The following is a 14,248-nucleotide window of genomic DNA, read 5'->3' on the forward strand; positions in this document are numbered from 1 at the left end:
CGCCGAACGCCGAACGCCGCAGCCGCAGCCGCAGCCGCAGTCGCAGTCGAAGCCAGATGCCGAAGCCAGATGCCGAAACCGAAGCCGAAGCCGAACTCCGAGCCCTGAGTCCTATGTGCCGAACGCGCCGCACCTCAAAGCGCCCCCGCTTCATGCGCCTCGGCACTCACCCCCGCAGCCGCAAGCGCCTCGTGCAGCGTCGCGAATACATTGGACTTGCCGATCACTTCCGTTAGTCGATGCCGATCCATGTCGAGCCGAAGAAACGGATTCACTCGTCCGAAGATCATCGCGATATCGCGATGCCGCACGCTTGCGACTAAATCGCTCAACGTGCGCGCGGCCGAGTAGTCCAGATCGGTGATCGCGCCGGCATCGACGACAAAATGACGTAGTTCAAGAGGCGCCGCATCGATCAACAGCTTCACTTCCGCCGCGAAGAGATGATCGTTCGCATAAAACAGATCGGCGCCGAACCGATACACGATCAAGCCAGGCGCGGTGACGACGCCGGGACGCGCCGGTACGAACTGCCATCGGCGGTCCGGCGCGACGGGCGCGAGTACCATCGTATGCGGACGATAGCTATGCCGCACATGCCGCATCAGCGACAACGCCACGGCAAGCAAGATGCCATGCTCGACCCCGATCAGAACGACCGCCGCCGCCGTGATCAGCGCCAGCGTGAACTCTCCCGGACTCTCGCGTCGAATGGCCTGCAGGCTTTGCACATTGACGAGCCCGACGGCGATAGTGAAGACGATCGCGGCAAGCACGCAATGCGGCAGGTACTGCAAAAAGCCGCTCAAAAACATCAAGACGACGACCACCACCGCCGCGAAGGTGAGTTGCGCGATCTGGCTGCGTGCGCCGGCGCGATCAGCCATCGCTGTCTGCGTCGGGCTGCCGTTGACCACGAAGGCGCCGCTGAACGCGGCAGCCGCATTCGCAGCGGCGAGGCCGAACAAGTCGCCGTTGGTGTCGGCGGATTCGTGGTGCTGCTGTGCGAAGACACGCGCCGCGGCCGCGCTTTGCGCCACGATCATCACGAAGCACGACGCCGCCACGGGCACGAGATCGAGAAACTGCTGCCACGTGACGTGTGGCACGCGCAGCGGCGGCAATCCGCCTGCGACCGGGCCAAGTACCGCGATGCCGTGGGCCGCGAACCCGAACGTCTTGCTCGCGAGGATGCTGCCGATGACCGCGACGAGCGGTATCGGCACGCGCGGCCAGATACGTCTGAAGCCGAGTATCGCGACGATCACGAGTAACGAGAGAGCGAGCGTCGGCAAGTTCGCTTCGACGATATGGTCGACAACATACCAAAGCTGCGCAAGGCTGCGCGACGACGGCACCGGCACGGTCATGCCGAGGATATCGCCGAGCATGGCGATCGACACCTGTATGCCGACGCCCGCGAGGAAACCGGCCAGCACCGTGCGCGAAAGGAAATCGGCGAGAAAGCCGAGCCTGAAGAGCCGTGCGAGCAGCAACAACGCGGCAGTCAGCAGCGCGACCATGCTTGCCAGTTCGACATATTCGGCGCTCGCCATCGGCGCGATGGTCGATACGCGGCTCGCGAAAATCGTGGCGGTGGCGGAATCCGCGGCCACCACGAGATGGCGCGATGCCCCAAACAACGCGAACGCGGCGAGCGGAATGAATGCGGTATACAAACCGGTAACCGCAGGCATGCCGGCAATGCGCGCATAGCCCAAGACTTGCGGGATATCCATCGATGCGAGCGAGAGCCCCGCAAGGATGTCGCGTCCCGCAGCGAGCCGGTCGATCGGCAAGATGCCTTTCAGGAAACGCGGCGGCACGGGAGGTCGCGGAGTTGAATCTTGCATGCGTTATACCGGTCGCGGGAAGAGCGCATCGTGCCCCATGACGGCCGCAATGCCAAGCGGCTTGATCACTCACGCCGAGCAATCTAAAAAGGTCTTTGCGCACGATCTGAAAATGGAATAGGATTCCAATATCAAAGACAGTTCTACAGCTAAAGGCAGCTTCGAGTCGCGTATAACTGCGATCCGAATCGGAAGGAGCGAGACAAAAATGATGGAGACGCTGGTTAGATCGAATACAAGCGGTCGCATGCGCGAGCTTGTTTGTCGGCTGTCTACGCGGCATCAAACGTCACCAGACAGCATGCGTTTGCTGCACGAGGACTCGTCGCCGCGTGCGCCGGCAAGCAATAGGCATCAACCCAGGCCTAGCGATGAAGCCTGACCCGGTACTGGAATGCGACGTCCTCGTGCTCGGTTCCGGTGCGGGCGGACTATCGACGGCCGTGACAGCGGCCACGCGCGGACTCTCCGTTTTGGTCTGCGAGAAGGAAGACGTCTTCGGCGGCACGACCGCGTGGTCGGGCGGCTGGATGTGGGTTCCGCGCAGTCCGCTTGCGACGCGCGCAGGAACGATCGAGGAAGCAGACGCGCCGCGAACGTATCTGAAGGCCGAACTCGGCGCGCAATACGACGCGGCTAAAGTCGACGCGCTCATCGAACACGGTCCGCGCATGGTCGAGTTCTTCGAGACAAATACGTCGATGCGTTTCATCGATGGCAACCGCATTCCGGACTTTCATACCTCGCAAGGCGCGGGAACGGGTGGCCGCTCCGTGTGCGCCATGCCTTTCGATGGTCGCGAACTCGGGGCGCTCATCGACAAGCTGCGGCCACCGCTTCTCGATACGACGATCAACGGCATGGCGATCTCTCCAGGACAAGAGCTCACGCACTTTCTGAACGCCACGCGCTCGATGCGCTCCGCGTGGCATGTCACCAAACGCTTCGCCAAGTTCGCGCACGACAAGCTTCGCTATGGCAGATCGATGCATCTATTGAACGGCAATGCGCTCATTGCAAGACTCTTGAAGTCGGCGGCGGATCGTGGCGTCGATCTGCGCACGCGCGCTAAAGCGGTCGGTCTCTTGCGCGATGGCGACCGTGTGATCGGCGCTCATGTCGAGATCGAAGGCGTAAAGCATGAGGTCCATGCGCGACGCGGCGTGGTGCTCGCGTGCGGTGGATATCCGCACGATGAAGCACGTCGCGCGGCTACGTTCGCTTATACGCCGACGGGCCGCGAACATTGGTCCGCGGCGCCGCGTTCCAACACCGGCGACGGCATTCGCATGGGCGAGGCCGCAGGCGCATACTTCAACGCAGCGCTCGAAAATCCCGCGGCTTGGGCGCCCGTTTCACTCGTTCCGAAGCGCGATGGTCCGCATGTCGCGTTCGCGCATCTGATCGAACGCGGCAAGCCTGGTCTGATCGCGGTGACGCGTGTGGGGAGGCGCTTTGTGAACGAAGCGTCGTCGTACTACGACTTCATGTCCGCGTTGATGGACATCACACCCGCAGGCGATGAAGTGTGCGCGTGGCTCGTCTGCGATCATCGTTTTCTGCGACGCTATGGCCTTGGTGCCGCGAAGCCGTTTCCATTCCCGTTGCGCGCGCACGAACGCTCGGGCTATCTGAAAAGCGCGCCCACGCTCGAAGCGCTCGCGCGAGTTTGCGGCATCGAGACAACTGGTTTCATCGAAACCATCGCGGCGTATAACCACTACGCTCGCGACGGCTTCGATCCGCAATTTCATCGAGGCTCGACACCCTACAACCGCATGCAGGGCGATGCATCGCATAAGCCGAATCCATGCGTTGCACCTATTGCCGATGGCCCGTATCACGCAGTGAAAGTGCTGCCCGGCAGCCTCGGTACATTCGCCGGCCTCGCTACCGATTCGAGCGCCCGCGTGCTGGACGAAGCGCACATGCCGATTGCCGGCCTCTACGCAGTTGGCAACGATGCCGCGAGCATGATGGGCGGCCACTATCCCGCAGGCGGCATCACGCTCGGTCCGGCGATGACCTTCGGTTATCTCGCGGGCCACGCACTTGCGGATCAAAGCGATGACAGCAGTGAACGCGAAGCGCATCGCATCGAAACCATGACCACTCTCTCTCAGTTCAATCAGGCAAGGACATTTCAATGACCCTGTACGACACAGTCACACTCACCGTGAAGATCGGCACGAATGCGCAGGTCTTCGAAAACATCAAGTCGAGCGGCGAGCAAGCAGGCGCGCGCTTGCTCGGATGCTGGTATTCCGATATCGGTGCCTTGGGCAAGGTGATGGTCTTGCGCGGCTACGCTTCCGAAGCGGCACTGATCGATGAACGCAGGCGCCTTCTGCTCGAAGGCAATCCGTTCGGCTGCGGCGAATTCATTACGGATGTCGAAATAAACAGCTATGCGCTCTTTCCATTCCTGCCGCCGATCGAGCCTGCCGTACACAACGGCATCTATGAAATGCGCGTCTACGGCACGAAGCTCGCGAGCCTGCAGCACACCATCGACGCGTGGCAGAACGCCTTGCCCGAACGCACGAAGCGTTCGCCGTTGATCGGTGCAATGTACGCGCTCGATGGCACCGTGCCGCGTTTTCTGAACATCTGGCCGTACAAGAGCGTGGATGAACGCTCGCGTATTCGCGCGGAATCGGTGAAGGATGGCGTATGGCCGCCGAAGGGCGGACCCGCCCATCTGACGACGATGGAATCGACCATCTATGTGCCCGCACCGTTCTCGCCACTACGCTAAGGAAATCCATATGTCCACACGAAAACTTTCGCTCTCAGCTTTGACCGTGCTCGAATTGACGCCGCCGCAGATGGTCGAATGCGCGGCGAAGGCCGGCTATGACTATGTCGGCCTGCGCCTTCTTCCGGCGACCGATACCGAAGTGCGGCACGACATCATCGGCGATACACCGCTCGTGCGCGAGACGCTCGCGGCGTTGAAGGACACCGGCATTGGCGTGCTCGACACGGAAATTCTCCGCCTCAAACCCGACACCGATGTGACCGCATACGAGCCGATGCTTGCGACCGCCGCCGAACTTGGCGCGCGCTATGTGCTCGTCGCGGGCAACGATCCCGACGAGTCGCGCACCGCCGAGCGTCTCGCGCAGTTGTGCGATTTGGCGCGTCCGTATGGCCTCTCGCCATCGCTCGAACCGATGCCGTGGACCGACGCGAAGGACATCGTGCAAGCCGCGCGCATCGTGAAGGCGGCGGAACGCAACAATACTGGGCTGATCATCGATCCGCTTCACTTCGACCGCGCGGGGTCGTCGACCCAGACGCTGAGTGAGTTGCCGCGCGAGTATTTCGGCTATGTGCAGTTCTGCGACGCGCCCGCCGAGCGCCCGACCGACCTCGAAACACTACTTTTCCAGGCGCGCTGCGAGCGGATGATTCCGGGTGAAGGCGGTATCGACTTGGCTGGCATTTTGCATGCACTGCCGGAAGACTTGCCACTTTCACTCGAAATACCGACGCAACAGTGGGCCAAGACCGCCAGCGCGCTCAAGCGCGCGAAGCGCATGCGCGAAGCGACGCTTGCCTTGCTTGACGAGGTTTATGCCGGGCATTGAACGATGGCGGTTGAATTCCGAGGTGGAATCATGTTCAAATTCCGAATCGGAACTTCGAGGTAACGAAACATGGCAGGAAATCTTGAGCGCGCGTTGTCCATCATCGAACTGCTGGCGAAGAACGGCGGACGCATGCCGCTTGCCGCCATCGCGGATACCTTGAGCATTCCCCGCAGCGGCACGCATCGTCTGCTCGCGATGTTGATCGACGAAGGCTACGTGCGCCAGGACGAGGATCACGGCGAGTACATGCTCGCGCTGAAGCTCGTGTCGCTTGCGCTGATCTATCTTTCGACGGGCGGCGTGCTCGATGTGTCGCAACCGGTGCTCGACCGCCTCGCGGCGGCGTCGGGCGAATTGGCGCGGCTTGGCGTGGTGGAAGACGATCACATTACCTTCGTCGGCAAGGCGCAGGGCGCGAAGTCCGGGCTGCGCTACGACCCGGACATGGGCAGCCAGCCGCCCTTGCATTGCACGGCAAGCGGACAGGCGTGGTTGTCGTCGCTGACCGATGAGGAAGCGCTCGAACTCGTGTCGAAGCAAGGCGGACTCGGCAAGCCCGGACAAGGCGGTCCGAAGGCGCCGAAGACGATTCAGCAGTTCCTGACCGACTTGCGCGCGGCGCGCGAACGCGGTTACGGCATCGCGAGCGAAACCTACGAAGCCGGCATGACGTCGATGGCCGCGCCGATTCATCATCCGATGACGGGCGTTGTCGTGGGTGTCGTCAGTCTTGCGGGTCCGACGAGCCGTTTGCCGGAAACGCGTCTGAAAGAGCTCGCGCCCGCGCTGCTCGAAGCGGCATCCGATATGAGCGCGGCAACCTTGAGCTCGCCTTATTTCAAGCGGCCGTTGACTCAAGCTCCGGTCGTTGCCGAAACGCCGGCGCCTGCTGGCAAGAAGCGGGCAAAAAGCGCTCTCGTTCAATAAGCGTAACGGCCGTCGCGCGCGTCGCGCTTGCACTATGCTGTGCACATCAACGCTTGCGAGGCCGATCATGAATGCCGCGTCCGTCACAGCTTCTTTGCGCGAAATCGACGACTTGCCTTCGCCGCGCGGCTTGCCGCTCGCGGGCAATCTCTTTCAATTGCCGCCGTCGACTCATCATCTGACGCTCGAGCGATGGGCGAAGGAACTGGGCACGCCGTATCGCTTCAAGCTCGGCCGCGTGCCTATTGTCGTGTGGTCGGATTTCGAGCTGTCGCAAGCGGTTTTGCGTGAACGTCCGCATCGTTATCGGCGTTACGGTCCGCTCGAAACCTTGTTCGATGAAGTCGGCTGTAACGGTCTCTTTTCCATCGAAGGCGAAGCGTGGGCGCCGCAGCGTCGGCTCGTGATGCAGGCGCTGTCCGTGCCGCATATCAAAGCGTTTTATCCGACGCTGGCCGCGATCACCGAGCGTTTGCGGCGGCGCTGGGAGTCAGCCGCGCGCGAGGGACGTATCGTCGAGATGAACGACGATTTGAAGCGCTATACCGTCGATGTCACGAGCGCGCTCGCATTCGGCGAAGACCCGAACACGCTAGAAAAAGAACGCGGCGTCATCCAGGAGCATCTCTCGCAGCTTCTGCCGATGATCATGACGCGCCTCTCCACGCCGTTTCCCTACTGGCGCTATATGCGGCTGCCGCGCGACCGCCGATTCGATCGTGCAATGGCCGAAGTGCATCGCTATGTGCGTGGCTTGATGTCGAGATCGCGCGAGCGCATGCGTGACGAGGCATCTGCACGCGAGCCGCGCAATTTGCTCGAAGCGATGCTCGCGCTGCGTGACGCGCCCGAGTCCGGCCTCACCGATGACGAAGTCGCCGCCAACGTCATGACGATGCTCGTCGCGGGCGAAGACACGACGGTGGCATCGCTCGCATGGGGACTCCTGTTCCTCGGCGGCGATGAAGCCTTGCAGACGCGCATCGCGACGCATGCAAAATGCACGTTCGGCGACGCGCGCGTTTGTCCGAGTTATCAGGCAATGCGCGAACTCGATCTATGCGAGGCCGTCTGCACGGAGGCGAGCCGACTGCATCCGGTGGCGCCGTATTTGTCGCTGGAACCGTTGGAGGAAGTGGAGTTGCAGGGCGTACGGCTACCCGCGGGCACCAAGCTCTTTTTTCTAAATCGTCCCGCGATGCTTGACGAAAGCCACTTCAGCGATCCCGCGCGCTACGATCCGGATCGCTGGCTGCGCGAGCATCGGCTGCAGGCGGGGGAGCACGCAATACAGGGAACGCACGATCCACGTGCTTATCTGCAATTCGGCGCGGGGCCGCGCGTGTGTCCGGGACGACATCTGGCAGCGGTCGAAATGCGGCTCGTCATTTCGATGCTCACGGCGAATTTCACGGCGCGCCTGGCTCAGGATGCCGCCGATATTCACGAAGTCTGCAACTTCACGGTGGTGCCGAATCGCATGCCGATGCGGCTCGCTTTGCGGCCCGCTTGAACCGCGTCATCGTTCATTGAACGTCGGCGGCACCGGTTGCCATCCACAGAACTTCGGCATCTTCCGCGCTGGTCGATATCGCCGCGTGGCCCGTGCGGCTGTCGAAATAGATGCTGTCGCCCGCATTCAGATGCGTCGGCGCATAGAGTTCCGAGTAGAGGCATACGCTACCGCTGATCACGTACAAAAACTCTTCGCCTTCGTGACGGCCCCAGTCGTCGAAGGCATCCAGTGTATGCGCCGAGATGCGGATGCGAAACGGCAGCATCGCCTTGTGCGCGAGTTCAGTCGCCAGCAATTCCATCTGATAGCCGCGATACGCGTGCCTTTGCCCTTCGTCGCGTCGCGTGAGTGCGCGCCGGCCGCTTGCGCTGGCAGCGGGCGCGCTGCCGAACAGTTCCGCGAGATCGATCTGCAGGCCGCGTACTATCTTCTGCAAGACATCGAAAGTCGGCGACATCAAGCCGTTCTCGATCTTCGACAACGCCGAGCGCGACACGCCGCATAGCCGGCTCGCGGTTTCCAGCGTGAGATTCTGAGCGCTGCGAGCGTGCTTTACCCGTCGTCCGAGATCGGCTGCGGATTGCTCAGTCGAATTTTTGGCGGGCAAAGTGGACATGGAGGGTCAAAGGTGGTTTGTTTCCGATAATACCATCGACTTTTCGGGCGTTTGCATTCGGTATGCAAACCGAGACTGGTGAGAACCCCAATATTGACAGCGTTGTGAGCATCGGAGGCTGCGCGTATAGTTTCCGAACTTGACCGTTGTTTCGCATCGGAAACGGCGAAGCTAATTTTGTATGCAAAAGGAGTTCACTGTGGACGCCAAGACCATTCTCTCCGACCTCGGTATCGCAGGCATCGCGAACGAGGGCGACATGACTGTCACTTCGCCCATCAGCGGCGAAATCATCGGACGCGTGAAACGCCATACTTCCGCCGATGTCGATACCGCGCTTGCGCAAGCCCGCAGCGCATTTGCCGTGTGGCGCAACGTTCCGGCGCCGCGACGTGGCGAACTGGTGCGTTTGCTCGGCAATCGCCTGCGCGAAAAGAAGGCTGCGCTCGGCCGGCTCGTCGCGCTCGAAGCGGGCAAGATCCTGCAAGAGGGCCTGGGCGAAGTGCAGGAAATGATCGACATTTGCGACTTCGCCGTCGGCCTTTCGCGGCAACTGTATGGCCTGACGATCGCCTCCGAGCGGCCCGGTCATCGAATGGCGGAAACGTGGCATCCGTTCGGCGTCTGCACGATCATTTCTGCATTCAATTTTCCGGTCGCGGTGTGGTCGTGGAACGCGGCGCTTGCGCTCGTGTGCGGCAATGCGGTCGTGTGGAAGCCGTCGGAAAAGACGCCGCTTACCGCGCTCGCCGTCGATCGCATCATGCGCGATGTACTCGACGAGTTCGGCACCGCGCCGGCCGGCCTGGCATCGGTTCTGATCGGCGACCGTGAAGTGGGCGCGAAGCTCGTCGCGGACAAACGCTCCGATATCGTCAGCGCGACCGGCAGCACGGAAATGGGCCGCGCGGTGGGCGTGGAAGTGGCGCGCCGTTTCGGGCGCTCCATCCTCGAACTTGGCGGCAACAACGCGGGCATCGTTTCGCAGACGGCCAATCGTGACCTCGCGCTGCGCGGCATTCTGTTTTCGGCGGTCGGCACGGCGGGGCAGCGCTGCACGTCGCTGCGGCGTCTTTTCGTCCATGAGAGCATCTATGACGAAACCGTCGCTCGCCTCAAGGATTTGTATGCAAAAGTCCCGGTCGGCAATCCGTTGAACGACGGCGTGTTGATGGGACCGCTCATCGACGTGCAGGCTTTCGCGCGCATGCAGGACGCGCTGGAGCAGGCGAAGGGCGAGGGCGGCAAGGTGTTCGGCGGCGAACGCGTGAGCGTGACGGGTAACGAGAATGGCTATTACGTGCGTCCCGCGCTCGTCGAAATGCCCGCACAAAGCGAAGTCGTGCTGAAGGAAACCTTCGCGCCCATTCTTTACGTGATGCGCTACACCGATTTCGATGACGCCATCGCCGCGAACAACGCCGCCGCGCACGGCTTGTCCTCATGCACCTTCACGACGGATCTGCGCGAGGCGGAGCGCTTTCTGTCGGCATCGGGCAGCGATTGCGGCATCGCCAATATCAACATCGGGCCGAGTGGCGCGGAGATCGGCGGCGCGTTCGGCGGCGAAAAGGAAACCGGCGGCGGACGCGAATCCGGCTCGGACGCGTGGAAGGCCTACATGCGGCGCGCGACCAACACGATCAACTATTCGTCGGAATTGCCGCTTGCACAGGGCATCGACTTCAATCTCGGCTAGTCCTTAAACGGAGGCGGCGTGGTGTCCAAGGTTGTGATCGTTGGCGGCGGCGTGATCGGCAGTTCGACCGCGTACTTTCTTCGCTTGATGGATCCAGGCGTGCAAGTCACGGTGATCGAGCGCGATCCGACTTACGCGCGCTCGTCGTCGGCGTTGTCTGCGGCGTCGATCAGACAGCAATTCTCGACGCCGCTTTCCGTGCGTATGTCGTTGTTCGGTATCGAGTTCTTACGGTCGATTGGCGAGCGGCTCGAAGTGAACGGCGAACGGCCTTCGGTCGATCTGCACGAAGGCGGCTATCTCTTTCTAGCGACGCCGCCGGGCCTGTCCACGCTGCAAGAGAACCATGCGCTGCAACGCGAACTCGGCGCGGATATCACCTTGCTCGATCCTGCTTCCCTGCGCGCGCGCTTCCCCTGGTTGAATACAAAAGACCTTGCGGCGGGCGCGTTCGGCGAGACCGGCGAAGGCTGGTTCGACGGCTATGGTCTCGTCCAGGCACTACGACGCAAGGCGCAGGCGCTGGGCGCGCGTTACGTGGCCGCCGAAGTGACGGATATTGAATGCCAAGGCGGCCAGGCGAAGCGCGTGCTTGCCTCGAACGGCGAAGCGTTCGCATGCGATGTCGTCGTCAACGCGGCGGGCGCTTGGTCGCGCCGGATTGCGGCAATGCTCGACATCGATATTCCGGTGTATGCGCGGCGGCGCAGCATTTTCAACGTATCGTCGCCAGCGGTGCTCGAAGACTGTCCGTTGTTGATTGATCCGAGTGGCGTCTACTTTCGCCCTGAGGGACGCACGTTTATCTGCGGCACATCGCCTTCGGCGGACAACGATCCGGACGACCTGCCGCTCGATGAAGTCGATCACGCGCTTTTTGACGATGTCATTTGGCCGACGCTTGCGCACCGCGTTCCGGGATTCGAAGCGCTGCGCGTGGAACGATGCTGGTCTGGGTATTATGAATACAACATGTTTGACCAGAATGCGATCATTGGGGCCCACCCGCACCTCGAGAATTGCCTTTTTGCCAATGGGTTCAGCGGACACGGCTTGCAACAAGGACCCGCAACGGGACGGGGCTTGAGCGAACTTATCTTGCATGGAAAATACATTACGCTGGATTTATCTTCGCTCGATTGGGCGCGTGTGTTGACCTGCCGGCCGATCATTGAAAAAAACGTGGTTTGAAAAAGCTATATGCAGTCGAGTTGCATAAACCAGCATGGCTGCATTACCGTCTGCAAAAGCAGGCGCTAATATGGCCGTCAGAGAAATTAGCAGATTGCTGTCAACGACATGGGCACGCGGTAAATAGCAATTTTTTCGAGCAAGTCACAAAAATGCCATTCGTCCATTAATGAAATCCACTAGGGCCAATAGACGCCGATAAGCGCATGCTTAAACCGTCAGACGCAACTTGCGTTTTAAGTACGGAGACAAGACATGGAAGCCTATATGAGCGCCCGGCTCGCACAATGGCTGGAAGACGAAGCCGACACCGCGTCGGCAACAACTGCCCCGGTGTGTCACAAGTCCAGCCAGGTCAGCGGCGCACCACAGTATGTTGCGGAAATCTGCGGTCGTTTTGCAGGCGAGAAAACCGAAGAGGAACAAAAATCCTGCGTGATTCGCGGGTATAACTGATCATTTTCTTTTCCGATTCGTTGCGCGTGCGACACGCTTTACGGCACGCGTAGCGCAACTCTGCCCGATAGAAAAATCCATTCACGCGAGAAAAGGATTTTGCTTATGATCGCTTCAGGTCATTAAGCTTCCACGATTCACGCGCATCAATCGGCGCTGGAAAATTATTTCCATTGCAAGCTAAAAAAAACGCGGTTGACGCATTTTGGCAATGTGGCGTCGCGTGAGAACGTGGAGCGAGTTTTTTTGATCGCCTACGCTGACGCTTGTGAATGGAGAATTCCAATGAAAGATATCGGGGAGCGGCAAGATTTGACCGCTCGGCAACCGCATGTTTTGCGAGCGTGTCATGAGCGGCGGTGACGATCCCGGGCCACTGGAACTGATGTCGCCGCCCGCCCCGCGCATGCGCGACAGACCAGCCGACTTGCCGCCGGTCGCGTTCGAGCTGCCTGTCACGCCACCGTTCGAACCGCCGTCAGGCAAGCGCTCGCTTCAAGATCTCGTGGCGGACGCGGATCGTCTGCGCCGTGCGGTTGCAGCGTCGGCGTGTGTAGTCGTTGCATGGTCGATATTCGAGGCGCCTTGGGAAATCGACGCCAACAGCAGCACGGAGGAGATTGCCGGTGTCATCTTTTCGAAGGCGATGCTCGGCGCTATCGCAGCCTTTGCGCTTGCCGGACGCAAGTCGGCGCGCTATCTACTGCTCTTTGTATGCTTGACGAGCGTGCTGGCCATCGTACCTGACTTGCCTGCCGAATTCATTCACGCGCCATGGCTGGCGTTCTTATCCAGCGTCGAGTCTTTGGCAAAGCTCGCGACTTTTGCCATGCTCGCGTGGTATCTCAAGCTCGTCAGCCGAATCGACGCTTTGCGCGCAGTTGCGCCGACCAAATGAAGGCCTAAGACTTGAACGACCTCTTCAAAACCCGCCTCGCGCGGGTTTTTTGATGTGCGCGAGAAACCCAACGTGGCGGCACGTTGCGCGCCCCGATGGCACAATCGCATGCAATATTCCAAATCCGCGCAGCACCCGCAAGCATCGACGATGCAAGGAGATCCGCAAACGTGGCGAACCTGGATCTGGACAATCCGTTTCTCGAAGCGCTTGGCGCGACCCTTACGGCATGGCGCGCCGGGTATGCAGAATTCAATATGCCAATTCACGCGGGGCATTTGAACCGTCAACGTATTCTTCAGGGCGGCGCGATCGCTACCTTGCTCGACGCCGCCTGCGGTTACGCGGGTCTTTTCACGAGCGGTTCCACGCCCATCCACGGGTTCACGCTTTCGCTCACGGTCAACTATCTGGATCGAGGTATTGGCGACAAGGTGGTCGCCAAAGGATTCCTTGAGCGACAGGGACGCTCGGTTTACTTTGCGCGCGGCGAAGCGTGGATAGACGAGCGCGTGATGATTGCGAGCGCGCAAGGCACGTTCAAGTACGCGCGCTGAAGCACCATGCCATGACCTCTCGCAACCTGCTCCGGCGCCTCGACCTCACCACGCTGCAACTCTTTCTCGCGGTTTTCGAGGAAGGCACGCTCACACGCGCGGCGGAACGTGAAGCGATCGCGGTATCGGCGGCGAGCAAGCGGTTGCTGGAACTCGAGCAAGCGGTCGGCGCCGTGTTGTTCGAGCGCAAGGCGCGTGGAATGGAGCTCACGCCCGCGGGCGAAACGCTTCTGCACCATGCGCGCCGCGTGTTGCGCGATGTCGAGAATATCGGCATCGAACTGGCGGAACATGCGAGCGGCGTGCGCGGGTATGTGCGGATGATGGCGAATCTTTCCGCCATCGTCGAATTCCTTCCGGAAGATTTGCGCGCGTTCATCACCGTGCACGATCAGATCAAGATCGATTTGGAGGAGCGGCCGAGCGGCGGCATCGTGGAAGGCGTGCTGGATAGTCTCGTCGATCTCGGCATTTGCTCGGGCGATGCCGACACGCGCGGACTTCAATCCACGCATTACCGCCATGACCGTCTCGTGATCGTGACGCCGGGCGATCATCCGCTGAGCCAACGCGAGCACGTCACTTTCGCCGATACGCTCGACTTCGACCATATTGGCCTGCATTCGGCCAGTTCCATCAATATGCGCACGCATCTGGCCGCGCGGCAAGCTGGCAAGGCGTTGCGGCTGCGCATTCATGTGCCGGGCTTCGATGCCGTTTGCCGCATGGTTCAGGCGGGCATGGGCGTGGGCGTGTTGCCGCATCGCGTGTTCGAGGCGATGGGGCGACAGCTTGGACTCGCTGCCGTCGCGCTCGACGAGGAGTGGGCCGCGCGCAGCCTCGTGATCGTCGTGCGCGATACGGGCGCGTTGTCGCCAGTGAGCCGTCTTTTGTTCGATCATTTGCGATCGGTGGAAGCGGGCACATAAGCGAGCGTTC

Annotated in this window: 13 protein-coding genes; 11 read left to right on the forward strand and 2 right to left on the reverse strand. The window is 61.0% G+C overall.

Annotation, left to right across the window (positions count from 1 at the left end; genetic code table 11):
- Positions 1-134: 134 nt before the first annotated feature.
- On the reverse strand, positions 135-1,853 hold the full coding sequence (locus QCE79_RS28575) for a SulP family inorganic anion transporter (protein WP_309849644.1): 1,719 nt from the start codon (positions 1,851-1,853) through the stop codon (positions 135-137).
- 371 nt (positions 1,854-2,224) lie between these two features.
- On the opposite strand from QCE79_RS28575, the gene QCE79_RS28580 reads away from it, so the two are divergent.
- The 5 genes from QCE79_RS28580 (at position 2,225) to QCE79_RS28600 (ending at position 7,889) form a co-directional block, all read left to right on the forward strand.
- Positions 2,225-4,003: an FAD-dependent oxidoreductase gene (locus QCE79_RS28580; protein ID WP_309849647.1), complete on the forward strand. Its 1,779-nt coding sequence runs from the start codon at positions 2,225-2,227 to the stop codon at positions 4,001-4,003.
- Positions 4,000-4,611, forward strand: a complete 612-nt coding sequence (locus QCE79_RS28585) for an NIPSNAP family protein (protein ID WP_309849649.1) — start codon at positions 4,000-4,002, stop codon at positions 4,609-4,611. The genes QCE79_RS28580 and QCE79_RS28585 overlap by 4 nt, the downstream gene beginning before the upstream one ends.
- Positions 4,612-4,621: 10 nt before the next feature.
- On the forward strand, positions 4,622-5,446 hold the full coding sequence (locus tag QCE79_RS28590) for a sugar phosphate isomerase/epimerase (protein WP_309849652.1): 825 nt from the start codon (positions 4,622-4,624) through the stop codon (positions 5,444-5,446).
- A gap of 69 nt (positions 5,447-5,515) precedes the next feature.
- Positions 5,516-6,376 (forward strand): IclR family transcriptional regulator, encoded by an 861-nt coding sequence (locus tag QCE79_RS28595; RefSeq protein WP_250526637.1) that lies wholly within the window; start codon positions 5,516-5,518, stop codon positions 6,374-6,376.
- A gap of 67 nt (positions 6,377-6,443) precedes the next feature.
- Positions 6,444-7,889, forward strand: a complete 1,446-nt coding sequence (locus tag QCE79_RS28600) for a cytochrome P450 (protein ID WP_309849656.1) — start codon at positions 6,444-6,446, stop codon at positions 7,887-7,889.
- A 13-nt stretch (positions 7,890-7,902) separates the two neighbouring features.
- On the opposite strand, the gene QCE79_RS28605 is transcribed toward QCE79_RS28600, so the two are convergent.
- A complete protein-coding gene (locus tag QCE79_RS28605) occupies positions 7,903-8,508 on the reverse strand; it encodes a helix-turn-helix domain-containing protein (protein WP_250466824.1) in 606 nt (201 codons plus the stop codon).
- Between the two features lie 199 nt (positions 8,509-8,707).
- On the opposite strand from QCE79_RS28605, the gene QCE79_RS28610 reads away from it, so the two are divergent.
- The 6 genes from QCE79_RS28610 to QCE79_RS28635 all read left to right on the forward strand — a co-directional run bounded on the left by QCE79_RS28610 (position 8,708) and on the right by QCE79_RS28635 (position 14,238).
- Positions 8,708-10,207: an aldehyde dehydrogenase family protein gene (locus tag QCE79_RS28610; protein WP_309849659.1), complete on the forward strand. Its 1,500-nt coding sequence runs from the start codon at positions 8,708-8,710 to the stop codon at positions 10,205-10,207.
- A gap of 18 nt (positions 10,208-10,225) precedes the next feature.
- The gene (locus QCE79_RS28615) at positions 10,226-11,398 is read left to right on the forward strand and encodes an FAD-binding oxidoreductase (RefSeq protein ID WP_309849661.1); all 1,173 of its coding nucleotides are present in this window, start codon (positions 10,226-10,228) and stop codon (positions 11,396-11,398) included.
- Positions 11,399-11,653: 255 nt separating this feature from the next.
- Positions 11,654-11,854: a hypothetical protein gene (locus tag QCE79_RS28620; RefSeq protein WP_244828357.1), complete on the forward strand. Its 201-nt coding sequence runs from the start codon at positions 11,654-11,656 to the stop codon at positions 11,852-11,854.
- 349 nt (positions 11,855-12,203) lie between these two features.
- The gene (locus QCE79_RS28625; protein WP_250509971.1) at positions 12,204-12,752 is read left to right on the forward strand and encodes a hypothetical protein; all 549 of its coding nucleotides are present in this window, start codon (positions 12,204-12,206) and stop codon (positions 12,750-12,752) included.
- 170 nt (positions 12,753-12,922) lie between these two features.
- Entirely contained in the window at positions 12,923-13,309 is a 387-nt protein-coding gene (locus QCE79_RS28630) for a PaaI family thioesterase (RefSeq protein WP_250466828.1), read from the forward strand.
- 11 nt (positions 13,310-13,320) lie between these two features.
- Positions 13,321-14,238 (forward strand): LysR family transcriptional regulator, encoded by a 918-nt coding sequence (locus QCE79_RS28635; protein ID WP_244828354.1) that lies wholly within the window; start codon positions 13,321-13,323, stop codon positions 14,236-14,238.
- Positions 14,239-14,248: the final 10 nt, after the last annotated feature.

Source organism: Caballeronia sp. LZ003 (assembly GCF_031451465.1).
Classification (GTDB): domain Bacteria; phylum Pseudomonadota; class Gammaproteobacteria; order Burkholderiales; family Burkholderiaceae; genus Caballeronia.

Excerpts from the sequence above, each read along its gene's own strand:
- QCE79_RS28620 (WP_244828357.1), top strand. The coding sequence starts at position 11,654 with ATGGAAGCCTATATGAGCGCCCGGCTCGCACAATGGCTGGAAGACGAA.
- QCE79_RS28595 (WP_250526637.1), top strand. The coding sequence starts at position 5,516 with ATGGCAGGAAATCTTGAGCGCGCGTTGTCCATCATCGAACTGCTGGCG.
- QCE79_RS28590 (WP_309849652.1), top strand. The coding sequence starts at position 4,622 with ATGTCCACACGAAAACTTTCGCTCTCAGCTTTGACCGTGCTCGAATTG.
- QCE79_RS28575 (WP_309849644.1), bottom strand. The coding sequence starts at position 1,853 with ATGCAAGATTCAACTCCGCGACCTCCCGTGCCGCCGCGTTTCCTGAAA.
- QCE79_RS28580 (WP_309849647.1), top strand. The coding sequence starts at position 2,225 with ATGAAGCCTGACCCGGTACTGGAATGCGACGTCCTCGTGCTCGGTTCC.
- QCE79_RS28635 (WP_244828354.1), top strand. The coding sequence starts at position 13,321 with ATGACCTCTCGCAACCTGCTCCGGCGCCTCGACCTCACCACGCTGCAA.
- QCE79_RS28605 (WP_250466824.1), bottom strand. The coding sequence starts at position 8,508 with ATGTCCACTTTGCCCGCCAAAAATTCGACTGAGCAATCCGCAGCCGAT.
- QCE79_RS28625 (WP_250509971.1), top strand. The coding sequence starts at position 12,204 with ATGAGCGGCGGTGACGATCCCGGGCCACTGGAACTGATGTCGCCGCCC.
- QCE79_RS28600 (WP_309849656.1), top strand. The coding sequence starts at position 6,444 with ATGAATGCCGCGTCCGTCACAGCTTCTTTGCGCGAAATCGACGACTTG.
- QCE79_RS28585 (WP_309849649.1), top strand. The coding sequence starts at position 4,000 with ATGACCCTGTACGACACAGTCACACTCACCGTGAAGATCGGCACGAAT.